20 protein-coding genes and 1 pseudogene are annotated in these 23,962 nt (G+C 70.2%); 12 read left to right on the top strand and 9 right to left on the bottom strand.

Annotated elements, in window-relative coordinates; translation table 11 throughout:
- Nucleotides 1-40 precede the first annotated feature (40 nt).
- Complete coding sequence (tkt, locus tag ACX80F_RS08255) at nt 41-2,227, bottom strand: transketolase (protein ID WP_459335896.1); 2,187 nt, start codon at nt 2,225-2,227, stop codon at nt 41-43.
- Between the two features lie 342 nt (nt 2,228-2,569).
- Between tkt and ACX80F_RS08250 the strand changes: the two genes are divergently transcribed.
- Both ACX80F_RS08250 and ACX80F_RS08245 read left to right on the top strand, forming a co-directional pair.
- Nucleotides 2,570-3,514 (top strand): heme o synthase, encoded by a 945-nt coding sequence (locus tag ACX80F_RS08250; protein WP_459335895.1) that lies wholly within the window; start codon nt 2,570-2,572, stop codon nt 3,512-3,514.
- A 90-nt stretch (nt 3,515-3,604) separates the two neighbouring features.
- Complete coding sequence (locus tag ACX80F_RS08245) at nt 3,605-4,504, top strand: dihydrodipicolinate synthase family protein (RefSeq protein ID WP_459335894.1); 900 nt, start codon at nt 3,605-3,607, stop codon at nt 4,502-4,504.
- Nucleotides 4,505-4,554: 50 nt separating this feature from the next.
- On the opposite strand, the gene ACX80F_RS08240 is transcribed toward ACX80F_RS08245, so the two are convergent.
- Genes ACX80F_RS08240 through ACX80F_RS08230 form a run of 3 tightly spaced genes read right to left on the bottom strand, consistent with a single transcriptional unit; the run spans nt 4,555 to nt 7,272 of the window.
- Nucleotides 4,555-5,526: a COX15/CtaA family protein gene (locus tag ACX80F_RS08240; protein ID WP_459335893.1), complete on the bottom strand. Its 972-nt coding sequence runs from the start codon at nt 5,524-5,526 to the stop codon at nt 4,555-4,557.
- A 4-nt stretch (nt 5,527-5,530) separates the two neighbouring features.
- On the bottom strand, nt 5,531-6,325 hold the full coding sequence (locus ACX80F_RS08235; protein WP_459335892.1) for an ABC transporter permease: 795 nt from the start codon (nt 6,323-6,325) through the stop codon (nt 5,531-5,533).
- On the bottom strand, nt 6,322-7,272 hold the full coding sequence (locus ACX80F_RS08230; protein WP_459335891.1) for an ABC transporter ATP-binding protein: 951 nt from the start codon (nt 7,270-7,272) through the stop codon (nt 6,322-6,324). The genes ACX80F_RS08235 and ACX80F_RS08230 overlap by 4 nt, the downstream gene beginning before the upstream one ends.
- Before the next feature lie 188 nt (nt 7,273-7,460).
- Here ACX80F_RS08230 and ACX80F_RS08225 point away from each other — a divergent pair, with 188 nt between their 5' ends.
- The 9 genes and pseudogenes from ACX80F_RS08225 to ACX80F_RS08185 form a co-directional block, all read left to right on the top strand.
- On the top strand, nt 7,461-8,294 hold the full coding sequence (locus ACX80F_RS08225) for a helix-turn-helix transcriptional regulator (protein WP_459335918.1): 834 nt from the start codon (nt 7,461-7,463) through the stop codon (nt 8,292-8,294).
- Entirely contained in the window at nt 8,294-9,763 is a 1,470-nt protein-coding gene (sufB, locus tag ACX80F_RS08220; RefSeq protein WP_459335890.1) for a Fe-S cluster assembly protein SufB, read from the top strand. Before ACX80F_RS08225 ends, sufB begins: the two co-directional genes overlap by 1 nt.
- 2 nt (nt 9,764-9,765) lie before the next feature.
- Nucleotides 9,766-11,103, top strand: coding sequence for a Fe-S cluster assembly protein SufD (sufD, locus tag ACX80F_RS08215; RefSeq protein ID WP_459335889.1), 1,338 nt, complete (start codon nt 9,766-9,768; stop codon nt 11,101-11,103).
- The gene (locus ACX80F_RS08210) at nt 11,103-11,462 is read left to right on the top strand and encodes a non-heme iron oxygenase ferredoxin subunit (protein ID WP_459335888.1); all 360 of its coding nucleotides are present in this window, start codon (nt 11,103-11,105) and stop codon (nt 11,460-11,462) included. Before sufD ends, ACX80F_RS08210 begins: the two co-directional genes overlap by 1 nt.
- 69 nt (nt 11,463-11,531) lie before the next feature.
- Nucleotides 11,532-12,299 carry a Fe-S cluster assembly ATPase SufC gene (sufC, locus tag ACX80F_RS08205; protein ID WP_459335887.1) on the top strand — a complete coding sequence of 256 codons (768 nt, stop codon included), beginning with the start codon at nt 11,532-11,534 and terminating at the stop codon, nt 12,297-12,299.
- A gap of 42 nt (nt 12,300-12,341) precedes the next feature.
- Complete coding sequence (locus tag ACX80F_RS08200; protein ID WP_104120512.1) at nt 12,342-12,671, top strand: metal-sulfur cluster assembly factor; 330 nt, start codon at nt 12,342-12,344, stop codon at nt 12,669-12,671.
- A gap of 140 nt (nt 12,672-12,811) precedes the next feature.
- The gene (locus ACX80F_RS08195) at nt 12,812-13,753 is read left to right on the top strand and encodes an ABC transporter ATP-binding protein (protein ID WP_459335886.1); all 942 of its coding nucleotides are present in this window, start codon (nt 12,812-12,814) and stop codon (nt 13,751-13,753) included.
- A complete protein-coding gene (locus ACX80F_RS08190; RefSeq protein WP_459335885.1) occupies nt 13,753-15,420 on the top strand; it encodes an ABC transporter permease in 1,668 nt (555 codons plus the stop codon). The genes ACX80F_RS08195 and ACX80F_RS08190 overlap by 1 nt, the downstream gene beginning before the upstream one ends.
- Before the next feature lie 42 nt (nt 15,421-15,462).
- A pseudogene (locus tag ACX80F_RS08185) lies at nt 15,463-17,376 on the top strand (HAD-IC family P-type ATPase); the annotation flags it as partial.
- A gap of 569 nt (nt 17,377-17,945) precedes the next feature.
- Here ACX80F_RS08185 and ACX80F_RS08180 read toward each other — a convergent pair.
- The 3 genes from ACX80F_RS08180 to ACX80F_RS08170 all read right to left on the bottom strand — a co-directional run bounded on the left by ACX80F_RS08180 (nt 17,946) and on the right by ACX80F_RS08170 (nt 19,949).
- Entirely contained in the window at nt 17,946-18,554 is a 609-nt protein-coding gene (locus ACX80F_RS08180) for an energy-coupling factor transporter transmembrane component T family protein (protein ID WP_459335917.1), read from the bottom strand.
- A 68-nt stretch (nt 18,555-18,622) separates the two neighbouring features.
- Nucleotides 18,623-19,315, bottom strand: coding sequence for an energy-coupling factor ABC transporter ATP-binding protein (locus ACX80F_RS08175; protein ID WP_459335884.1), 693 nt, complete (start codon nt 19,313-19,315; stop codon nt 18,623-18,625).
- Entirely contained in the window at nt 19,308-19,949 is a 642-nt protein-coding gene (locus ACX80F_RS08170) for a biotin transporter BioY (RefSeq protein WP_459335883.1), read from the bottom strand. The genes ACX80F_RS08175 and ACX80F_RS08170 overlap by 8 nt, the downstream gene beginning before the upstream one ends.
- Before the next feature lie 167 nt (nt 19,950-20,116).
- Here ACX80F_RS08170 and ACX80F_RS08165 point away from each other — a divergent pair, with 167 nt between their 5' ends.
- A complete protein-coding gene (locus ACX80F_RS08165; RefSeq protein ID WP_459335882.1) occupies nt 20,117-21,715 on the top strand; it encodes an ABC-F family ATP-binding cassette domain-containing protein in 1,599 nt (532 codons plus the stop codon).
- 45 nt (nt 21,716-21,760) lie between these two features.
- On the opposite strand, the gene ACX80F_RS08160 is transcribed toward ACX80F_RS08165, so the two are convergent.
- On the bottom strand, nt 21,761-23,098 hold the full coding sequence (locus ACX80F_RS08160; protein WP_459335881.1) for a glycosyltransferase family 2 protein: 1,338 nt from the start codon (nt 23,096-23,098) through the stop codon (nt 21,761-21,763).
- Between the two features lie 46 nt (nt 23,099-23,144).
- Nucleotides 23,145-23,906: a hypothetical protein gene (locus tag ACX80F_RS08155; RefSeq protein WP_459335880.1), complete on the bottom strand. Its 762-nt coding sequence runs from the start codon at nt 23,904-23,906 to the stop codon at nt 23,145-23,147.
- Nucleotides 23,907-23,962: the final 56 nt, after the last annotated feature.

The following is a 23,962-nucleotide window of genomic DNA, read 5'->3' as shown; positions in this document are numbered from 1 at the left end:
GATGGGTGCTGGAGGGGTCTGGAGGGGTAGAACGGATGGGCTACTGCTGGTCGCCGGTCTCGGTGGCCCGGTGGCCCGACGGCAGGGCCGGGGAGCCGTTGGGTGCCAGCGGATCGGCGGCGGCCGCTTCGAGGGAGTCCTTCGCGGCCGCGACGACGGCGTCCGCCGTGATGCCGAACTCGCGGTACAGGGTCTTGTAGTCGGCCGAGGCACCGAAGTGCTCGAGGGACACGATGCGCCCGGCGTCGCCGACGATCCCGTGCCAGCTCTGCGCGACGCCCGCCTCGACGGACACGCGTGCCCGGACGGTGCGGGGCAGGACGCTCTCGCGGTAGCCGGCGTCCTGGGCGTTGAACCATTCCAGGCACGGCATGGAGACGACGCGCGCCGTGATCCCCTGGGCCTCGAGGGTGGCGCGGGCCTCCACGGCGAGCTGCACCTCGGAGCCCGTGCCGATGAGGATGACGTCGGGCGAGCCGCCGGTCGCTTCCGCGAGCACGTAGCCGCCCTTCGCGACACCCTCCGCCGAACCGAACGTGTCACCCTCGGCCGCGCCGTCGCCCCGCTCGTAGGTGGGGATGTTCTGGCGCGTGAGGACGAGGCCCGCGGGATTCTGGGTGTTCTCCAGGATGGTGCGCCAGGCGACGGCGACCTCGTTCGCGTCGGCCGGGCGGACGACGTCGAGCCCGGGGATGGTGCGCAGCGAGGAGAGCTGCTCGACCGGCTGGTGCGTCGGGCCGTCCTCGCCGAGGCCGATGGAGTCGTGCGTCCAGACGTAGATCGCCGGGACGCCCATGAGGGCGCCGAGGCGCACGGCGGGCCGCTGGTAGTCGCTGAAGATGAGGAAGGTGCCGGAGAAGGCACGCGTGCTGCTGTGCATCACGATGCCGTTGACGATCGCAGCGGCTGCGTGCTCGCGGATGCCGAAGTGCAGGACGCGCCCGTACTGGTTGCCGGACCAGGACTTCGTCTGGCGGCTCTCCGGGATGAACGACGGCGAACCCTCGATGGTCGTGTTGTTCGATTCGGCGAGGTCGGCGCTGCCACCCCACAGCTCGGGCAGTACCGGGCCGATCGCGGTGAGGACCTTGCCGGACGCGGCACGCGTGGACATGTCCTTACCCGCCTCGAACGTCGGAAGGCTCGCCTCCCAGCCCTCGGGCAGCGTGCGTGCCTGGATGCGCTCGAGCAGGGCGGCCTCGTCGGCGTGCGCGGCCTTCCACGCGTCGAAGCCTTCCTGCCAGGCGCTGTGCGCCTCGGAGCCGCGCCCCACGACGCCGCGGGCGTGCTCGAGGACTTCGGGGTCGACGTCGAAGTGCTTCTCGGGGTCGAAGCCGAGGGCTTCCTTGAGGGCGGCCACCTCGTCCGCGCCGAGAGCCGAGCCGTGGATCTTTCCGGTGTTCTGCTTGTTCGGCGCCGGGTACCCGATGATGGTCCGCAGCGACACGATGCTGGGCCGGGAGGTCTCGTTCTTCGCCACCAGGAGCGCGGAGTACAGTTCCGCGACGTCCTCGACGTACTCGCCGGTCTTCGTCCAGTCCACGCGCTGCGTGTGCCAGCCGTAGGACTCGTAGCGCTTCAGGACGTCCTCGGTGAAGGCGACGTCGGTGTCGTCCTCGATGGAGATGTGGTTCTCGTCGTACAGCACCACGAGGTTGCCGAGCTCCTGGTGGCCCGCGAGCGAGGACGCCTCGGACGTCACGCCCTCCTGCAGGTCGCCGTCGGAGGCGATGACCCAGATGGTGTGGTCGAAGGGGCTGGTACCCGCGGGGGCGTCGGCGTCGAACATGCCGCGCTGGCGGCGCTGGCCGTAGGCGAAGCCGACCGAGGTCGCGAGGCCCTGGCCGAGAGGGCCGGTGGTGATTTCGACGCCCTTGGTGTGGCGGTACTCCGGGTGGCCCGGGGTCTGGGAGCCCCAGGTGCGCAGGGCCTTCAGGTCATCGAGTTCCAGGCCGTAGCCCGAGAGGAAGAGCTGGATGTAGAGGGTGAGCGAGGTGTGGCCGGGGGAGAGGACGAACCGGTCGCGTCCTGTCCACTCGGGGTCCGACGGATCGTGCCGCATGAGCTTCTGGAACAGGAGGTACGCCGCGGGCGCCAGGCTCATCGCGGTTCCCGGGTGTCCGTTGCCCACCTTCTCGACGGCGTCCGCCGCCAGGATGCGGACCGTGTCGACCGCCTTCTGGTCGAGTTCGGTCCATGTCAGTTCCTGCTCCTGCGTCTGTAGCACGTTTCCGGGCCCCTTCCTGTCCGGAACGGCCGGCGACGGGGTCGTGCTCGGGCACGCCGTCGGACTGGCCGTTCACCATTGAATGCTGCGAATTTCCACTCCGACCGAGAACAGCACGTGACCGGGACCACTTATTCCGGGCATGCTTCCTCAGCGGGCTTTCCAGCCCACACTATCCCGTCCGGCCTGCGCGGGGACGTGCGAGTCGAACAATGTCCTGGATCACAGTCCGTGATCGTACGACCGGGCGCCGGGGCGGGATCCCGCTCCCGATTTCTACAGGGCGTAAAAGGGTATGATGGGCCTTGTCTTTTACTCCGGAAGAAACGAAAGTGTTGCCACGTGAAGACCCAGCAGGCTCCTGCTCCGGCACGTCCCCCGCAGGCCCGTCAGGGTTTCGGCCGCAAAGCGAAAGCCTATTTCGCGCTGACCAAGCCCCGCGTGATCGAACTTCTCCTGGTGACCACCCTTCCCACCATGATCTTCGCGCAGGGAGGGTTCCCCCCGGTCGGGCTCATCCTGGCGACCATGATCGGCGGCGCCTTCGCGGCGGGAAGCGCCGGTGCCTTCAACTGCTACATCGACCGTGACATCGACAAACTGATGCACCGCACCGAGAACCGGCCCCTCGTCACCGGTGAGGTCACCCCGCGGGAGGCACTCGTCTTCTCCTGGGTCCTCGGCGTCGTGGCGATCGCGGTGCTCTGGTTCGGGGCCAATCCGCTCGCCGGCCTGCTGGGCGTCGCGGCGATCTTCCTCTATGTGGTGGTCTACACCCTCGTCCTCAAGCGCCGCACGTCGCAGAACATCGTCTGGGGCGGCGCCGCGGGCTGCATGCCCGTCCTCATCGCCTGGGCCGCGGTCACCAACTCGGTCGAGTGGCCCGCCGTCGTGCTGTTCCTGATCATCTTCCTCTGGACGCCCCCGCATTACTGGCCCCTGTCCATGAAGTACAGCGACGACTACAACGCCGCCAACGTGCCGATGCTCGGGGCGATCGCCGGGGCCCGCGCGGTCTCCGTCCAGGTGGTCCTGTACGCCTGGGCCATGGTGGCCTGCTCGCTCCTGCTGGTCCCGGCCGGCGCGGGCTGGGTGTACACGGTCGCCGCGGTCGCGGGCGGCGCCTGGTTCCTCCGCGAGTCCCACCGGCTGTACACGCTCGCCCACCGCGGGGAGCTGCACCCGAAGGCCGCGATGAAGGTCTTCCACGGCTCGATCAGCTACCTCACCGTGCTCTTCCTGGCCCTGGCCATCGATCCCTTCGTCGGCCCCGCCGTCCTGGCCTGACCGGCAGGGCACGATCGTCGGGCAGGACCCTGAACCGCGCGCCCTGAATCCGCAGCCTCTTCCGGCGCTGCTGGCCCTAGGCTTGCAACCATGGACTTCACCGGGCTGATCGCCTACCCCCTCACCCCGTTCCTGCCGGACGGCTCCGTCTCCCTCACGGACCTGCGGAGCCTCGTGGACGGACTCGCGGCCTCGGATGTCGACGCCGTCACGGTCCTCGGCTCCTCCGGGAGCTTCGCCTACCTGGACCGCAGCGAACGGGCGCGGGTGGCACGCACCGCCATCGAGGCCGTCGACGGCCGCCTTCCCGTGGCCGTGGGCATCAGCTCGGTGGGGACGCGCGAGGTGCTGGAGTCCGCGACCGACGCGCAGGAGGCCGGGGCGGCCGGCCTGGTGCTCTCCCCGGTCTCCTACGTGCCCCTCACCGACGACGAGGTCCTGGCGCAGGTGCGGGCAGTCGACGAGGCGACGGACCTGCCGATCTGCCTGTACAACAACCCGGGTACCACGCAGTTCGACTATTCGCTGCAGGTGGTGGCCGAACTGTCGTCACTCCCGGACGTCGTCGCGTTCAAGGACACGGCAGCGGACGCCCTGACGTTCAACGCCCGCTACGCCGAACTGGCCGGACTCGTCCAGGCACCGTTCAGCCACGGCGTGAGCGGCGACCTCCTGATGATGACCGGGGACGTGGCGGCCGATGCCTGGCACAGCGGGCCGGCCGCGCTCCTGCCGGCCTACTACGCACAGCTTCGCAGGTCCGTCGTCGCCGGGAACCGGGCGGAGACCGAGCGGATCCGGCACGTGCTCGCGCCCCTCGTCGACCACGTCGCGGGCCTGCGCAGGATCAGCGGTCTGCACCTCCTGGCCCGGGCCTGCGGCGTCGCCGCAGGCGACCCCCGCCCGCCCCTGCTGCCGAGTCCGGGCTCCGAACTGCGTGAACTCGGGCGGCTCCTCGACGTCCTCGAGGGCGAGCTCGGCGCCGACTGACCGTTCCGGCGCGCGGCCCGGGGCGGGCCCGACCCGGGTGCCGGGCGTGTCTAGGAGACGGCCTGCGGCGTCCGGGTCGCGGCCGGTGTCCCCGGCAGGGTTCTCCTCGTGCTCCCGGTGTACTGCGCGTGGATGGCCGCGGCCATGAGCAGTGACGCGCCGAGCATGTGCAGCGCCACGAGCGCGATGGGCAGGTGGAGGAAGTGCTGGGCGTACCCGATGGCCCCCTGCGCCAGCACGATCACGGCCAGCAGCACCAGCGCCTTGCGCAGCTTGGCGTGGACCCCGGCCCGGTAGGCGACCACGACGGCGAGGGCGACCGTGGCGACCAGCAGGTACACCGGGAGGGCGTGCATCCGCGTCATCAGGTCCGAGTCGAGCCCGTTCCGGGCGGCGCCGTGATCGCCCGCGTGCGGCCCGGACCCGGTGACGACGACGCCGAGCAGGATGGTGATGGACGTGAGCACGGTCGAGGTCAGGAGCAGCTGGCGCAGCAGCGGCGGAGCGGCGGGAGCGCGCCCGGTCCGGTACTGCCCGGCGTCGAGGCGCGCACGGTTGACGAGCACCGTCGCGACGGCGACGAGCATCATGGACACGACGAAGTGCAGGCCCACCACCCAGGGGTTGAGTCCCGTCCACACCGTGATGCCTCCGATGACTGCCTGCGCGGGGATGCCGAGGAAGAGTCCGATCGACAGGCGGAACAGGTCCTTGCGCTCTCGGCGCATGCCGAGCACGGCGACGATCATGGCCAGGGCGATGGCGACGAGAACGAAGGTCAGGAGCCGGTTGCCGAACTCGATGACGCCGTGGAAGCCCATCTCAGGCGTGGTGACGATGGAGTCCGCCGTGCAGCGGGGCCACTCCGGGCAGCCGAGCCCCGATGCGGTGAGGCGCACGGCCCCGCCGGTCACCACGATGGCGATCTGCGAGACGAGGGAGGCGACGGCCAGGCGCCGCACCAGCGGCGTGGTGGTGCGGGGGAGTCCGTCGATGAGGCGGGAGAGCGCGGGAAGAGTCATGCTGTCAGCTCCATTTGAACCAGCGGATGGCCGCCAGGCTGGCGAAGGCGGCCCAGGCCAGGAGGATCAGGCACGCGATGGGGTCGAACACGCCGCCCATCAGGGCGCTCCGGAGACCGTCGCCCAGGGCGGCGGAGGGGAGCACCGAGATGAACGGTTCAGCGGCGGCAGGAAGGCTCGCCGCCGGGATGATCACGCCGCCCGCGGCCGCGAGCAGGATCCACACGAGGTTGGTCACCGCGAGCGTCGCCTCTGGGCGGAGCGTTCCGGCCACGAGGAGCCCGAGCGCAGTGAAGGCCGCCGAGCCGAGCAGCAGCAGCACGGCCGCGGGCAGGATGCCCGCCGGGTCCGGCGTCCAGCCCATGAGCGCGGCGGCCCCGCCGATCACCACGAGCTGGACGGCGAGCACTACCGCGACGGCGACCGCTTTGCCGAGGATCAGCCCCGACCGGCCGAGTGGCGTCGTCGACAGGAAGCGCAGCACGCCGTAGCGGCGGTCGAACCCCGTCGCGATTCCCTGGCCCGTGAAGGCGGTGGACATGGTGCAGAGGGCGAGGACACCGGGAGCGGCCACGTCGATCCTGCTCGAGCCGTAGGCGTCCAGCAGCGGGGTCAGGACGAGCGCCGTGAGCGCGAGGAGCGGCAGCACGATCGCGAGGACGAGTTGCTCTCCGTTGCGGAGCATCGTGAGGGCCTCGTACGCCCCATGGCGCAGGACCCGCGCGGGCAGCGAGGCCGCGGCGCCGCCGGTCGCCGGGACCGCCGGTGTGCCGGCGGGGACCGGTGCGTGGAGGGTCATCGGATGCTCCGTCCGGAGATGTCGAGGAAGACGTCCTCGAGCGAACGCGGTGCCATGGAGATCGCCGTCGGCATCACGCCGCAGGCGTGCCACCACCGTGCCAGCCGGGCGACGTCGTCTGCCGTGAGCGGTCCGCGGAGGACGTACTGTCCCGGTTCCGTCTCCCGCTGGAGCAGGTGGGGGAGGAGGTCGGGCGGGAACGAGAGGCCGGGTACGGTCTCGAAGCGCAGTTCGCGGGTGCCGTCGGCCTCGGTGTCCGCCGTGAGCTCGGCGACCGTACCCTCGGCGACGGTGCGGCCCCCCTCGAGGATGTACACGTAGTCCGCGAGCTTCTGGGCGTCGTCGAGCAGGTGCGTGGTGAGGATGACGGCCAGGCCGTCGGCGCGGAGTTCCCGGATGAGGTCGAACACGATGGTGCGGGACTGAGGGTCGAGACCGGCGCTCGGTTCGTCGAGGAAGACCACCTCGGGCCGTCCCACCAGTGCACAGGCGAGGGCGAGGCGCTGCTTCTGCCCGCCGGAGAGCCGCCGGATGGACACGGCCCCGAACTCGTCGAGGCCCAGGTGCTCCGCGAGGGCGGCGACGGGCAGGGGGTCAGCGTACATGGACGCGACATGGCGCAGGAGGGCGAGGGGGCGCACCGACGGCGGGAGCCCGCCGTCCTGCAGCATCACCCCGACCCGCGCCCGCAGGTGCGGCGTGGCACGGGACGGATCCTCGCCGAGCAGGCGGACCCGGCCGCCGTCGGCGCGTTGCAGCCCCTGCGCGCATTCGAGGGTCGTCGTCTTGCCGGCACCGTTGGCACCCAGGAGGACCGTCACGGCGCCGTGCTCGGCCCGCAGGCTGACGCCGTCGAGCACGCGGACCATCCGGCCGTCGAGGGCGCCGACCGGGCCGAAGTCCTTGACGAGACCGTCGATCTCGAGGGCTGGGGAAGATGTCGGCACCCGCTTATTCTACGGCAGGTAGTAAGCGCGGGGACGGCGCCGATGGGTAGCCTCGCCTAAGTGGTGGCACGGAATACATTAGGTCATGCTTGTGTTGTGTATTGTGTCGCCGACGGAGGGAATGGATCGTGACCGCACCACCCCGCGCCACCGTTCCGGCGGCGGCCTCTCTCGATGCCCGGACACCTCTGCGCACGGCGCAGATCGTCTCCCCGGACCCCGACGAGCGCACCCGGGACCGGGTCCTCGCGGCCGTGCTGGAACGCGGCCCGGTCAGCGCCACCGAGCTCGGCGACGGCCTCGGGTTCACGCCTGCCGCCATGCGGCGCCACCTCGACGCCCTCTCCTCCGACGGCCTCATCGAGGTCAAGCGCGTCCGCGGGTCGGCCACCGGTGCGGGCCGCCCGGCGCGACGCTACGTGCTGAGCCGGCGTGGCCAGTCGAGGCTCGGCAACGACTACCTCGACATCGCCGTCGCGGCGCTCACGCAGCTCGGGGAGACCGCGGGCCCGGAAGCCATCGAGGAATTCGCCCGCACACGGTTCTCCGGCATGGAGGAGCGGTACCGGCCGATCGTCGAGGCCGCAGGCCCCGATCTCGCCGCGCGCGCCCACGCCCTTGCCGGCGCACTCACCAGCGACGGCTTCGTCGGCTCCACCAAGACGGTGGGCCTGCCGAAGGCCGACGGACCGCGGACCGGCTCGACGACCCGACCGGTGATGCTCAGCGTGCAGCTGTGCCAGGGACACTGCCCCATCCAGGGACTGGCCTCGGCCTTCCCGGCGTTCTGCGAGCAGGAGACCGGCGTTTTCGCCCGCCTGCTCGGCGTCGACGTCCGGCGGCTGTCCACCCTGGCGGGCGGCGGGCACGTCTGCACCACCCACATTCCCCTGGGACGGACGACGGCGGCTCCGGCCGCGCCCGTCGGCCCGGACACCCCGGAACCCGCGCACACGGATCCCGGCACCGTTCCGCCCAGCAGCCCAGCAACGTTATCCATCCATCAGCAAGGAAGGCCATGATGACGGATCAAGTAGACCGCAAGCCAGCATCGGCAGTGCCGGAGTCGGTGATCAGCGACATCCTCGAGAAGAACCCGGAGCTCGAGGGCATCGGGACCTACCAGTACGGGTGGGCGGACAAGAACGAGGCGAGCGACAACGCGCGCCGCGGCCTGAGCGAGGAAGTCGTCCGCGACATCTCCGCCAAGAAGAACGAACCCCAGTGGATGCTCGATCTCCGCCTGAAGGGCCTCAAGTACTTCGACCGCAAGCCCATGCCCGCCTGGGGTGCAGACCTCTCCGGCATCGACTTCGACAACATCAAGTACTTCGTGCGCTCCACGGAGAAGCAGGCGAACACGTGGGAGGACCTCCCCGAGGACATCCGGAACACGTACGAGAAGCTCGGCATCCCCGAGGCGGAGCGTGCGCGCCTGGTCTCCGGCGTCGCCGCCCAGTACGAGTCCGAGGTGGTCTACCACCAGCTGCGCGAGGACCTCGAACGCCAGGGCGTGCTCTTCCTCGACACTGACACCGCGCTGCGTGAGCACCCCGAGATCTTCAAGGAGTACTTCGGGACGATCATCCCCGTGGGCGACAACAAGTTCGCGTCGCTCAACACGGCTGTCTGGTCGGGCGGCTCGTTCGTCTACGTGCCCAAGGGCGTCCACGTGGAGATCCCACTGCAGGCCTACTTCCGCATCAACACGGAGAACATGGGCCAGTTCGAGCGGACGCTGATCATCGCCGACGAGGACTCCTACGTGCACTACATCGAGGGTTGCACCGCTCCGATCTACACCTCGGACTCCCTGCACTCGGCCGTCGTCGAGATCGTGGTGAAGAAGGGCGCCCGCGTCCGCTACACCACGATCCAGAACTGGTCGAACAACGTGTACAACCTCGTGACCAAGCGCGCCATCGCCCACGAGGGCGCCACCATGGAGTGGATCGACGGCAATATCGGTTCCAAGGTCACCATGAAGTACCCGGCCGTGTACCTCGTCGGCGAGCACGCCAAGGGGGAGACGCTCTCCATCGCCTTCGCCGGTGAGGGACAGCACCAGGACACCGGGTCGAAGATGGTCCACATCGCGCCCAACACCAAGTCCTCGATCATCTCGAAGTCCGTGGCGCGTGGTGGCGGCAGGGCGGCCTACCGTGGCCTGGTCCAGGTGCGCGACGGCGCCAAGCACTCCGCCAACACGGTGCGTTGCGATGCGCTGCTGGTGGACACCATCTCGCGCTCGGACACGTATCCGTACGTGGACATCCGCGAGGACGACGTCACCATGGGCCACGAGGCCACCGTGTCGCGCGTCAGCGAGGAGCAGCTGTTCTACCTGATGTCCCGCGGGCTGCCCGAGGACGAGGCCATGGCCATGATCGTGCGCGGGTTCATCGAGCCCATCGCGCGTGAGCTGCCCATGGAGTACGCCCTCGAGCTGAACCGTTTGATCGAACTCCAGATGGAAGGGGCGGTGGGCTAGCAATGACTGAAACCTCACAGATCTCACCCGACACCACGTCCGACGGCGAACTGACCGAGCACGGCCGGTTCGCCGAGAAAGCGCGCCTCGGCGCGGCCTCCGGTACCGCTGACGACCGCGCCGTCATCGACGGCTTCACCGAGGAGGGCGAGAGCCTGCCCGGTGGGGATGACGGCGTGGAGCAGCTGGGCTTCAAGAAGCACAGCCACGGCAACGCACCGGTCATCCCCGAGGCCTCACGCGGTGAGCGGCGCAGGTCCTTCGACCTCGCGGACTTCCCGACCCTCACGGGGCTCGAGGAGGACTGGCGGTTCACGCCGCTCAAGCGCCTCCGCGGCCTGCACACCGACGCACTCACCGGTGCGGCGCCCGCCGTCGCGGTCACCGGGGCCGGAAACGTCACGGTGGAGACCGTGGACCGCAGCGACGCCCGGCTCGGGTCGGCCGCCACGCCGGAGGACCGCGTCTCGGCCGCCGCCTGGAACTCCTTCAGCGAGGCGACCGTCATCACCGTCCCGCGTGAGACCGTGGCCGACGGCGAAGTGATGGTCAGCGTCACGGGCACCTCGCCCGCCGCCGCCGCACAGCACATCCTCATCCAGGCGGAGGCGTTCTCGAAGGCCGTCGTGGTCCTCGACCACACCGGCTCGGTCACGCTCGCGCAGAACGTCGAGATCGTGGTGGGCGACGGCGCGGAACTCACGGTCGTCAGCGTCCAGGAATGGGACGACGACGCCGTGCACGTGTCCTCGCAGCAGGCGAAGGTCGGGCGCGACGCCCGGTACAAGCACGTCGTCGTCAGCCTCGGCGGGGACCTCGTGCGCCTCACGCCGTCGTCGATCTTCACCGCGACCGGCGCGGAGGTCGAGATGTACGGCCTCTACTTCGCAGACGCCGGCCAGCACCTCGAACAGCGCCTCCTGGTGGACCACGCCGTCCCCAACTGCAAGTCCCGCGTGACCTACAAGGGCGCACTGCAGGGCCAGGACGCGCACACCGTCTGGGTCGGCGACGTCCTCATCCGCAAGGCGGCCGAGGGCACGGACACCTACGAGACGAACCGCAACCTGATCCTCACGGACGGCGCACGCTCGGACTCGGTCCCCAACCTCGAGATCGAGACGGGCCTGATCGAGGGTGCAGGCCATGCCAGTGCCACGGGCCGGTTCGACGACGAGCACCTCTTCTACCTGATGGCACGCGGCATCCCCGAGAAGGCTGCCCGCCGCCTCGTGGTGCGGGGGTTCCTCACCGAGGTCATCCAGCAGATCAAGGTCCCCGCGCTCGAGGAGCGGCTCTCGGAGTCGGTCGAACGCGAACTCGCGGCAGGAAACCTCTGATGTCCGAGGCACCCCGCGGTGAACTGATCTGCAACGTCGACGACATCCAGGTCAAGCAGGCCCTGCGCGTCCTCATCGACGACTACCCCGTGGTCATCGTCCGTGACTCCGAAGGCGAGATCCACGCCCTCGGCGACACCTGCTCCCACGCGGACATCTCCCTGTCCGAGGGCGACGTCGAGGGGTGCGCCATCGAATGCTGGGGCCACGGCTCGCAGTTCGACCTCCGCAGCGGCGCCCCCCTGCAGCTGCCGGCGTACGAACCGGTGCCGGTCTTCGCGCTGGAGATCCACGAGGGCAACGTCTACGTCGACGTCACGACGGTCACCAACGGAGCAGCCGCACCGCAGTTCGGCTAGCGGCCGCGGCACCACCCACCTACTTCCTGCACACCTCCTGCACAGCCAGGCGAAGGAGAACAGAACACGATGTCAACACTTGAAATCAAGGACCTGCACGTCAGCATCGACACCGACCAGGGCAACGTCCCCATCCTCAACGGTGTCACGCTGACCATCAACACCGGCGAGACCCACGCGATCATGGGCCCCAACGGCTCCGGCAAGTCGACCCTCGCGTCGACCATCGCCGGGCACCCCCGCTACACGGTCGACAGCGGCACGATCACCCTCGACGGTGAGGACGTGCTGTCGATGAGCGTCGACGAGCGCGCCCGCGCCGGGCTGTTCCTGGCGATGCAGTACCCGGTCGAGGTGCCCGGCGTCACGATGACGAACTTCCTTCGGACCGCCAAGACAGCCCTCGACGGCGAAGCGCCGAGCCTGCGCCACTGGACGAAGGACGTCAAGACCGCCATGGCGCAGCTGCGCATCGACGCGGACTTCGCCCAGCGCAACGTCAACGAGGGGTTCTCGGGCGGCGAGAAGAAGCGCGTGGAGATCCTGCAGCTGGAACTCTTCCGTCCCCGGTTCGCGATCCTCGACGAGACCGATTCCGGCCTCGACGTCGACGCCCTGAAGGTCGTGTCCGAGGGCGTCAACCGCGAGCACGCCAAGGGTGAAATGGGCACGCTGCTCATCACCCACTACACGCGGATCCTGCGCTACATCAAGCCGGACTTCGTGCACGTGTTCGTCGCGGGCCGGATCGCCGAACAGGGCGGGCCGGAACTCGCGGACCGCCTCGAGGAAGAGGGCTACGATCGGTTCACGGCCCAGACCGCGGTCGAGGCGTAGAACCACCGCACCCTAGGACACCAGCCTGAGAGGAACAGTTCGATGAGTGATGTGCAGCAGGCGCAGACCGCGCTGGATGACATCGAGGAAGCGCTGCGGGACGTGATCGATCCGGAGCTCGGCGTGAACATCGTCGACCTCGGTCTCCTGTACGGCCTGAAGTACGCGGAGGACGGCGCCCTCCTGATCGACATGACCCTGACCACGGCGGCCTGCCCGCTGACCGACGTGCTCGAGGAGCAGGTCGGTCAGGCGCTCGACGGCGTCGTGGACGAATGGCGCCTGAACTGGGTATGGATGCCGCCGTGGGGTCCCGAGAAGATCACCGAGGACGGTCGCGACCAGATGCGGGCCCTCGGCTTCAACATCTGACCGGAACGACGGCGAGACAGGAGGGCGGTTCCAGCAGCGGCTGGGACCGCCCTCCGTCGTTCCGGCGGGCCCTTCGGCCCTGACCGGCATGTCCTGACGGTCCTAGCCTTGGTCGCAGACGACCGACAAGGGGAAACGGGATGGCGGCGGTAGAGGTACGGGATCTCCGGAAGTCCTACGGCGACCTCGTCGTCGTCGACGGCGTGTCCTTCAGCATGGACGCCGGGGAGGTGTTCGCCCTGCTCGGACCGAACGGGGCCGGGAAGACGACGACCGTCGAGATCCTGGAGGGACATCGGCGCGGCGATTCCGGCACCGTGTCGGTCCTGGGATTCGATCCGGCGACGCACGACCGCGCGTTCCTCGAGCGCATCGGGATCGTCCTGCAGGACGCCGGATTCGAGGACGACTTCACGGTCCTGGAACTCGTGAACCTGCAGCGCGGGCTCTACCCGCGCCGGCTGGGGACGGACGCCCTGATCGAGCAGGTGGGGCTCACGGACAAGCGGAAGGCGCGGGTGAAGACCCTGTCGGGGGGCCAGCGTCGCCGGCTCGACCTCGCCCTGGGCCTGGTCGGAGACCCGGAGATGCTCTTCCTCGACGAACCCACCACCGGGTTCGACCCCTCCGCACGGCACCAGGCGTGGGGACTGGTGGAAGGCCTCCGCGACCTGGGGAAGACCGTGCTCCTGACGACGCACTACCTCGACGAGGCGGAACACCTCGCCGATCGCGTGGCCGTCATGGTCGAGGGCCGTATCGTGGCGCTCGGGACGCCGGCGGAACTGACCGCCGGGCAGCGCAGCGTCGTGGTGTCGTTCCGCCTGCCGCACGGGCTCCCCGTGACGAGTCTCCCCGAGCTGGGCGGCACGCCCCTCCCCGACGGGGCGGGATGGACGCTGTCCACGATGCACCCGGCGGCGGTGCTGCACGCCCTCTCCGGCTGGGCGCTCGAACGCCGGTTCGAACTCCCGGCACTCGAGGTCCGCCGTCCCTCCCTTGAGGACGCCTACCTGAGCCTCGTGGGCTCGGCGACGACGGCCGGGCTGGAGGGCGCCGCCGCACCCCCGGGGAGGGCGTGATGGGCGTGGGCGTCGGAGGCGCCGTCCGGGTACAGGCCGTCCCGGTGAGTGCCGCCTCGATGGCCCGCGCCCAGCTGGTGCATGCCGTCCTCGCACTGTGGCGGACGCAGGTGGTGCTGATCTTCACCTTCGTCATGCCGCTGCTCTGGCTCTTCGTGCTCGGCCTGCTCGCCGGGAACGACGCCGTCGGGCCCGACGGCGTCCGGGTCATGCAGTTCGCCGCACCGATCGCCATCGCGATGGGCACATTCTTCGCCACCCTGCCGCCGGTGGCGATCGCGGTGGCGGAAGCCAGGGAGACCGGCGTTCTGAAGCGCCTGCGGGGGACCCCCCTGCCGGCCTGGGTCTACTTCTTCGGGCAGATCGGCGCGGCCCTGCTGTTCGCCCTCGGATCCCTCCTGGTGACGGTACTGCTCAGTGTCCTGCTCTACGAGGTCCGCCTGCGCATGGAGACGCTCCTCGCCACCGCAGTGACGCTGGTCCTCGGGACCACGACGTTCGCGGCCGTGGGCCTCGCGATCGGGTCGCTGAGCCGGACCGCCTCCATCGCGGAGGCGGCATCGATCGGATCCGCGGTGGTGCTCTCCTTCATCTCGGGTCTTTTCTTCGTCGGAGCCGCGCTGCCGGCCTGGCTCGACACGGTCGCGTCCGTGTTTCCGCTGAAGCCCTACACGGACTCCCTGCGGGGCCAGTTCGATCCCTACCTGCCCGGGGGCGGGTGGCACCCCGCAGAGCTCGCGGTCATCGCGACGTGGCTCGTCGCGGGCACGCTGGTCAGCCTCGCTGCCTTCCGGTGGGATCGGTACCGGGCGCCGTCCGCCGGGCCTGCCCACCGGCGGCCGGGCCTGCCGACGCCGCGGACGTCCGGGGGACCGGCCCGGGGGAGGCTCGACGCCGTGGCGGTCCGTCGGCCCTCCGCCCTCGCCCTGCTCGCAGGCCAATCCCGGGCGGCGCTCCGCGGCGCCGCCCGCCGGCCCGGCGACGTGTTCTTCTCGGTCGTCATGCCGGTGGGCCTCTTCGCACTCCTGGTCACCGTCCAGCCGGGTGACACACTCGCCGACGGCCGGCCCGCCGCCCTGGTCATCGGCGCCAGCATGGTCACCTGGGGCGCGGGCGTCGCCCTGTTCATGAATCTCGCGGAGGGGGTTGCCAGGGCACGTGACACGGGCCTGCTCAAGCGCCTGCGGGGAACACCGCTGCCGGTCCTCGCCTATCTCGCCGGGAGGGCCGTCGCGGGGTTCACGCTCACCCTCGTGATCCTCGCCGCGATCCTCCTGCTCGGGGCGGTCGCATACGGCCTCAGGATCGGCCCGGCCGGGCTGCTGCCCGGGCTGGTGGTGCTCCTGGTCGGCGCGCTGAGCCTGGCCGCCTGCGGGTTCCTGCTGACCACGCTGGTGCCCAGTGCGCGGGCGGTCGGCACCGTGGGCCTGGCCGTCCTCTTCCTCCTCTCCTTCTTCTCGGACGTGTTCCTGAACGACGGACCGGCGTGGATGGACACCGTCGGCTCGCTGTTCCCCCTCAAGCACCTGCAGAACGGGCTGGTAGCGGCGTGGGATGCCTCCGGGTCGACAACTCCGTGGCTGGACCTCCTCGTGCTGGCCGGATGGGCCGCGGCCGCAGGAGGGCTGGCCGTCAGCCGGTTCCGCAGGTACGCGGGCAGGCCATGACCCCGCGGACCACCGGCCCGCAGCGCGGTCCCCGCCGGGCGCATGGCTGCTGACCGGACCGGTCGGGCGCCGGCAACCGGAGGGAGCCGGCTTTCGGGCCGCAGCGCATGGCCCGGGCTGAGCTCCGCCGAGGTGCTGGACCGGACGGAGCGGGGGCTCGTCAACACCAGCCCGGACTCCACCGGGCGCTCCTTCGCCGGTATCCTGCGGGCCAATGTCCTGACCCTCTTCAACGCAGTCGTCGGCGGGTGCTTCCTGGCCCTGCTGCTGCTCGGCGCCTGGCAGGACGCCCTGTTCGGGTTCTTCATCGTCGCGAACACGCTCATCGGCGTCGTGCAGGAGTTCACGGCCAAACGCGCCCTGGCGCGCCTGGCCGTCCTCAACGCACCGCGGGCGTTCGTACGCCGCGACGGCGTCGACGTCGAGTGCGCCGTCGACGCCGTCGTCCTCGACGACCTGCTCGTGCTCCGTCCCGGCGAGCAGGTGCCCGCGGACGCGGAGATCGTCGATTGCCGCGAACTGGAGGTCGATGAATCGCTCCTCACCGGGGAGGCGGTCCCCGTGGCCGTGACGGTCGGGCGCGCACTCATGAGCGGCTCGACGATCGTCGCCGGCGCGGGGCTGGCCCGGGTCACCGGCGTAGGGGCCTCGTCCTATGCCGCGAGGATCACGTCGGAAGCCCGCCAGTTCTCGCTCGTCGACAGCGAGCTGCGACGCTCGATCGGCCGCGTCATCGGCTGGATCTCCCTCGGCCTGGTTCCGCTCTCGGTGGTCGTGGTCAACGGCCAGATGCAGGCGGCGGGCGGATGGCAGGCGGCGTGGGAGAGCGGCGCCTGGAGCGACGCGACAGTCACCGCGGTGGCGAGCATCAACGCGATGGTGCCAGCCGGCCTGGTGTTCATGACCTCGGTCGCCCTCGCCGTCGGTGCGGCCCGGCTGGCCCGGCAGCGGGTGCTGATCAACGAACTCGCCGCAGTGGAGGGCCTGGCCCGCGTGGACGTCCTGTGCGTCGACAAGACCGGGACGCTGACGGACGGCTCGTTCGCCCTGGACCGGCTGGAACCCGTGGACGACGCGCCCGCCGGGTGGCAGCGAGCCCTCGCCTGGTTCGCGGCGGACCGGGCGGCGAACACGACGGCGCTGGCCATCGGCGCCGGTGTCCCCGACGCCGGGGCGGATAGTGCCTTCCCCGATGCGACCGTGCCGTTCTCGAGCCGCCGCCGGTGGAGCGGCGCCTGCTTCACCGGGGGCAGCCTGCAGGGCTCCTGGGTCCTCGGCGGCGCGGACGTCGTGCTCGGCGCGGCCGGCCCGGGGAGCAGCACCGTGGCACGGGCCGCGGCGATCGCCGCCTCCGGGACCAGGACCCTGATCCTCGCCCATTCGCCCCGGCCGCTGCCACCGAACGGAGGGACGACGGCACCACCCCTGCCGGATGGCCTGCGGCCCGTCGCGATGGCCGTGCTGCGAGAGCGTGTCCGCCCGGATGCCGCCGACACGATCCGCTACTTCGGCGAGCAGGGCGTCCGCGTGATCGTCCTCTCCGGCGACGATCCGGGCACCGTGCTCGCGGTCGCCCGGGAGGTGCATCTGCCCGGCGCCCTGTCCGGCGTGGATGCCCGCGGGCTCCCGGACGAGCCCGAAGAGCTTGCCGAAGTGCTCCGGACCGAAAGTGTCTTCGGCCGCGTCTCGCCGGAGCAGAAGAAGGCCATGGTGCTCGCGCTGCAGTCGCTCGGGCACACCGTGGCGATGACCGGTGACGGAATCAACGACGCCCTGGCCCTCAAGCATGCGGATCTGGGCATCGCGATGGGCTCCGGGGCGCCCGCCGCGAGGGCGGTCGCGAACGTCGTGCTGCTCGACGGCGGCTTCTCGCGGCTCCCGGGGATCGTGGCGGAGGGCCGGCGTGTGATCGCGAACGTCGAGCGGCTCGCGAAGCTGTTCCTGTCGAAGACCGTGTACGCGGTCCTGCTGGCCCTGTTCTTCGGAGTGCTGCTGTGGCCCTTCCCGTTCCTGCCGCGGCAACTGGCGGTGGTGGACGGACTCACCATCGGCCTTCCCGCCCTGGTGCTCGGACTCCTGCCGAACACGCGGCGCTACAGACCGGGCTTCCTGGGGCGCGTGGGCCGGTGGTGCATCCCGTCAGGGATCGTGGTGGCGCTCGCGGTGATCGGCGTCGTCGTGTACGCGCAAGGTCCGGCCGATGCACCCACGGCGGAGATCCAGACCGCCGCTGTCATCACCCTGACGCTCAGCGCCCTCTGGGTGCTCGCCGCGCTCGCCCGGCCGTTCACCCGGACCACCGCGGGCATCGTCGCCGCCGCCTACGCCGGCCTGCCCCTGATCCTGGGGCTGCCCGCCGCCGGGACTTCCTGCAGCTCGAGATCCCCTCGCCGGAGCTGGTGCTCGTCGCGGTCGCCACATCCGCCGCCGCCGGCCTGGTACTCGAGGTCCTGTACCGCCGGATCCGGTCCTGACCGGCGTCCCGGGGCGTTGCGGGGCGCCCGTCGTGCGGGGGCGGTCGGTGCCTACACGCCCGGCGCCGACCGCGCGTTTCCGCCATCGTCGCTCGCGTCATCGCTCCCGTCGTCGTGGTCCCCGAGGCCCCGCGCCGCGAGGGCCTCACCCGTGCGGTGCGCGTACGCGACGGCGCCGATCACGAGGGGGGTCACCGCGACCCGCGGGTTGCGTTCGAGCCCCCGAGCCTTCGCGGCCTCCCTGACGTCGACGAACAGCCCGGCCAGGTACGGGATGCTGCGCAGCATGACGGACAGCGCGAGGGCGAAGCGCTCCGGCTGCGCGCCCAGGACGCGGAACGGATCGGCCAGCCGGACCACGCCGTCGAGGATGTCCTGCACGGGGGTCGTGAGGGTCAGGGCCCGCGCTGCGAGCAGGCAGGCGATGATCCCGCCCACGACGGCGAACGCGGCGGAGAATCCGTGCAGCCACCCCTGGTAGAGCGCGAGGACCACGAGGACGGGCGCCGCAGGCAGGAGCATCCGGAGGATGCGCGCGGGGGACAGGCGCGCCCCGAGCACCAGCGCGGTGACGGTCAGGACGAGCACGATGCCGGTGACGGACGGGGAGCGCCAGGCGAGGACGAGCCCGGCGCAGGCGAGGGATCCTGCAGCCTTCACGGGCAGCGGCGTGCGGTACAGGAATCCGCGGCCGGGCTCGTAGAGGCCGATCGTGCTGCCGAACCCCCTCACGGTCCGTGCACCGGCCGTCCGGCGAACGAGCGGTAGTGTGCCACGGCGTCAGCGGGTCTCCCGTCGAAGACGACCGCGCCGCCGTCGACGACGAGTGTCCGCTCGGCCTCGAGGGCGAAGTCCAGGTTGTGGGTCGTGAAGACGACCTGCTGCTCCAGCCCGGCGATGATCGCTCGGACCCGGGCGTCGTTGCGCAGGTCCAGGAGCGTCGTCGGCTCGTCGGCCACGAGGATGCGCGGCTCCACGGCGAGCACGACGGCGAGGGCCAGGATCTGCCGTTCACCGCCGGAGAGGTCGTAGATGCTCCGGTCTGCGAGGTGGTCCACGCCGAAGCGCCGCAGGACCTCCTCCGCCTGGCGGCGGCGCTCCGCCGACGGGAGCTTCCGGGTGCGCAGGGACAGCTCCACGTCCTCGCGGCCCGTCGGCATGACGAGCTGCGACAGCGGATCCGTGAACACGAAGCCGACGGCGCGCCGGACCTCCCGCCCGGCCGTCCGTGTGTCCTGGCCGAAGACACTGACCGAACCCGTGGACGGGACGAGCAGTCCGTTGATGAGGCGCAGCAGGGTCGACTTGCCGGACCCGTTCGCGCCGATCACCGAGACCCGCCGCTCGCGGAGGGTCAGGCTCGCCTCGAGGATCGTCCGGTCGCCGTCGACGCGGACCTGCGCCGCCAGGAACTCAATCACGGGGTGCGCGTCCGGCCAGGAGCCGGGGGAAGGCGCGGTGCACCGATACGGCGATGACCGCGGCCAGGATGTTCTTGAGCACATCGCCCGGCAGGTAGGCGGCGTCGACGATCACGGCATCCCGCAGGGGCAGGCCCGCGTTGACCATGAGACCCGCGATGCCGAGCGGGTGGATGGTCAGCAGGCTCGCCGCGAGGCACGCGAGGAAGAGGAAAGGAGCCCGGAACCGCGTCCGGCGCAGGACGACGACGGCGAGGAGCCCGGCGACGAGGGCCGCCAGGGGGAACGCCAGAAGGTAGCCCGCGGACGGCCCTGCCAGGACGCCGAACCCTCCGCTGAACCCGCTGAAGACCGGCAGCCCGATCAGCCCCGCGACCAGGTAGAGCAGGACGGCGGCACTTCCGCGCGCCGGTCCGAGCACGATTCCCGCGAGCATGACTCCGAGGGTCTGCAGCGTGATCGGCACGCCGAGCGGGCCCACCGGGATACCGGGTAGGATTGCGAGAGCGGCAATGAGGGCGGCGAAGACCGCGATCAGTGAGAGATCGGTGGCATCCCACCGTTGTCCGGACCGTCGTCCGGCTGACGGGCGGCTGCGGACCGGTTCGGCGGCGGTCTGTTCGGCTGGCTGCATGGCACACACTCCTTCAGCGGGCCGGAGTCGCACCGGCTGCTCCGGTGATTTTGTCGACTTCCTCCAGCCGTGACTGCTTCTGTACCGAGACTAGCGCCGGTCATCAGGGGATCCTTTGTGGGATTCCTACAACAACGCCGTCTCCGGCACCAGAGAAAGGCCACACCGTGATCAACGTATCGAACCTGGAGTTGCGGGCGGGTGCCCGCCTGCTCATGGACGGGGTGTCCTTCCGCGTGGACAAGGGCGACAAGATCGGCTTCGTGGGGCGCAACGGTGCCGGCAAGACGACGCTCACGAAGGTGCTGGCGGGGGAGGCGCTCCCGGCGGGCGGCACGGTGACCCGGTCCGGGCAGATCGGCTACCTGCCCCAAGACCCGCGGACGCCGAACATGGAGCAGCTCGCCCGTGACCGCATCCTCTCGGCCCGCAACCTGGACGAGGTGGTCAGCGAGCTGCGCCTGGCGCAGGAGGACATGGCCAGCGACAAGACGTCGGTGCGCAACAAGGCCATGGCACGCTACGACCGCATCGAGTCTGCGTTCCTCGCCGGCGGCGGGTACGCGGCCGAGGCCGAGGCGGCGTCGATCTCCTCGAACCTCGCGCTGCCCGAGCGGATCCTCAACCAGCCCCTCAAGACGCTCTCCGGCGGCCAGCGCCGGCGCGTGGAACTTGCCCGCATCCTCTTCTCCGGTGCCGAGACCATGCTCCTCGACGAGCCCACCAACCACCTCGACGCCGACTCCATCACCTGGCTCCGGGAATTCCTGAAGAACCACCAGGGCGGCCTCATCGTCATCAGCCACGACGTGGAACTACTCGAGGCGACCGTGAACAAGGTCTTCCAGCTCGACGCCAACCGCGCGACGATCGACATCTACAACATGGGCTGGAAGCGTTTCCAGCTCCAGCGTGAGACCGACGAGCGCGCGCGGAAGCGCGAGCGGGCCAACGCGGAGAAGAAGGCGCAGGTCCTCATGGACCAGGCCAACAAGATGCGGGCGAAGGCCTCCAAGGCCGTCGCCGCCCAGAACATGGCCAAGCGCGCCGAACGGCTGCTCGGCAACCTCGACGCCGTCCGCACCTCCGACCGCGTGGCCGCCCTGCGCTTCCCCGAACCGTCGCCCTGCGGCAGGACGCCGATGACGGCGGAGGGGCTGAGCAAGTCCTACGGTTCGCTCGAGATCTTCACCGATGTGGACCTCGCGATCGACCGCGGGTCGAAGGTGGTGATCCTCGGACTCAACGGTGCGGGGAAGACCACCCTGCTACGGATGCTCGCCGGCGTCGACACGCCGGACACGGGCAAGGTCGTCGCAGGTCACGGCCTCAAGGTCGGGTACTACGCGCAGGAGCACGAGACACTCGACACGCAGCGCACGGTACTCGAGAACATGAAGTCCTCCGCCCCGGACATGCAGGATGCGGAGGTCCGCGGCATCCTCGGGTCCTTCCTCTTCTCCGGCGACGACGTCGACAAGCCCGCCGGTGTGCTCTCGGGCGGCGAGAAGACCCGCCTGGCGCTGGCGACCATCGTGGCGTCCTCGGCGAACGTGCTCCTGCTGGACGAACCGACGAACAACCTCGACCCGGCCAGCCGCGCCGAGATCCTCGGCGCCCTGAAGAACTACAGCGGCGCCGTGGTCATGGTCAGCCACGACGAGGGCGCCGTCGACGCGCTCGATCCCGAGCGGGTGGTCCTCCTGCCGGACGGCGTCGAGGACCTCTGGAACGACGACTACCTGGAGCTCGTCACCCTCGCCTAGACGTCCCGGGACGGGCAGCCCCGACCCTCGGGCGCCCCGCCGTCCTCACGCTGCATCGACGGTCTCGGTGTCCAGCCCGCGGACGGTGCGCGTCGGGGGATCAATACCGTCCGCGCGCCGCCGGGGGCTCGTCCAGACCCCGCTCGTCCGGTCGGGCAGCCAGGCCCTCGGGATCTGGCTCAGGCAGATGCCGGCGTCGAGCATCCTCATCAGGGGGAACAGCAAGCCGAAGAGCAGGTACACGGGCCGCTTGAGGACGATCGCGGCGAAGATCGAGAGCAGGAAGTCGGGGAGCAGGACACCCAGCAGGACGGCCCCGAGGGGTATGGCTTCGCTCAGCCACTCCAGGACCGGCGGCGCCTGCTGCATCAGCGTTCCCGGGATGGCGTCCGCGATCAGGGAGAGAGCCACGAGCGGGAGCAGGGTCAGCAGGAGGATCCCGCTGACGACGAGCTCGACGATATGGATCCACAGGTTGACCCAGAACTTGGTGAACCGGAACCGGTGCCGCCGTACGGTCTGCCAGAAGCCCAGGTTCCAGCGCCTGATCTGGCGTATGTAGTCCCCGAGATTGTCCGGGTCCTCCGTGTAGGCGACCGCGGCTGACGGGTGGAAGGCGATACGTCCGAGCTTCCGGGCATGGACGTCGAACGTCATGTTGAAGTCCTCGATCACGAGCCCACGACCCGCGACGTCGATGTGCTCGAGGACGGAGGTGCGGTACATGCTGGCGAAGCCCGGGACGATGTTCACCACGTTGGCGGGCTTGGCCGCCTGGCCGTACTTCAGCAGGAGCTGGACCACCAGGTAGAGCCTGTCGCGGTACGCGACGAGGAACCGGCCCAGCAACGGTCGTTTGCCGGTCCCCACGATCGACTTCGCCCGGCCTGCCACCGCGGCGACCCCCGGGTCGGCGAAGAGCGGGAGTCCGGTCGTCAGGTAGTCCCTGGTCGGCCGCGTGTCGGCGTCGAGGATCAGGACGACCTCGAAGCGCTCACACAACTCGAAGTATCGGATGCCCTCGGCGAGGGCTCCCGCCTTGCCGCGGTTGACCTGCAGGTCGAGGACGTTGGCGCCCAGCTGCCGGGCGATCGGGACGGTCGCGTCGGTCGACTTGTCGGACACGACGTGGATGTTGGTCGGGGGCACGAGGTCCGCCGCCGCGTGGATCGACTGCTCGATGGTCGCGGCCTCGTTGTGGGCGGCGATGAGCACCGCCACGCCGCTCACCGGGGGAGTGCCGGCCGGCGGGTGGGCATGGGGTGCGCCGGAGGTGCGGCGCAGTGCCTCCCCCAGGCCGCGGCCCACGCCGACGAGACCCCAGAAGGTGGTGCTGAGACCGACGACCAGCAGCACCACCAGCAGAACTGTCAGGAAGTCCATGGTTCTCCATTACTCCTCGCGCGGCTGCATCGGTTGCATCGCCCGGTCATCGGACCTGGCTCGTGGTGACGATCCGCTTCCAGGGCCCGTCCGGCACATCCGCCGCGTCGATGAACTGCCAGTCCACGCGGTCGTTCTTGTCGTCGAGTCCGTCGAAGCCGAGACAGCCGTTCAGAGCCGGTGACACGTCGAGGCCGGCTCCGTTGTACTTGGTGCTCGCGGGACGCCGATCGCCGTGGCCGAAGACGTACTCGCGGTCGTTGTACAGTGCCGGCCCGGCGTCCTGGATCTGCCCGTAACACACCGACGACCCCTTCCTGAGCTTCACCCAGCGGTTCTTCATGAAGCTGTACTTCCGGTCCGTCAGGAGCGACGGGTTGCCGGCAGCGTCTTCGGCAGCCCAGGGGATCACCGTCCCGCGGTCCGCGAACGCGTCCGGGTCGTTGATGTCGTCGAACGGCAGGTCGAGGTAGAACGGATTTTCCAGCGGCGTCATGCTGCTGGGGAAGTAGTCGTTCTCGGCGACCCGCTTCTCCGTCTGGCAGCCCTCGTCCGTCTGCACGCCGTCGCACCCGCCATAGCTCTCCATCCAGCGCGAGTCGTAGGTCGACAACTCCTGACTGCCGTCGGAGGTCTCGGGGTCGTGGATCTCGCCCACCCAAAAGGTCGTGGCCACGATGTTCGTGTGCCACGGGTACTTTTCCTCCGCCCGGGACGTGACGAGCGACATCGTCCCGACGAGGAGCAGTGCCGCGGCTGCCACCCCCAGCACGATTGCACGTCGAGGCGCGCGATGCCGGATCGCCACGCGGGTGTCCTCCCTTGCCGCCCGTCGGTGCCCGGGCCGGGGGTCCCCGTGCCCTT

This window comes from Arthrobacter sp. TMS2-4, from assembly GCF_054511075.1.
The sequence above is the reverse complement of the archived record's forward strand: the minus strand, read 5'-3'. Positions and strand labels throughout refer to the sequence as shown.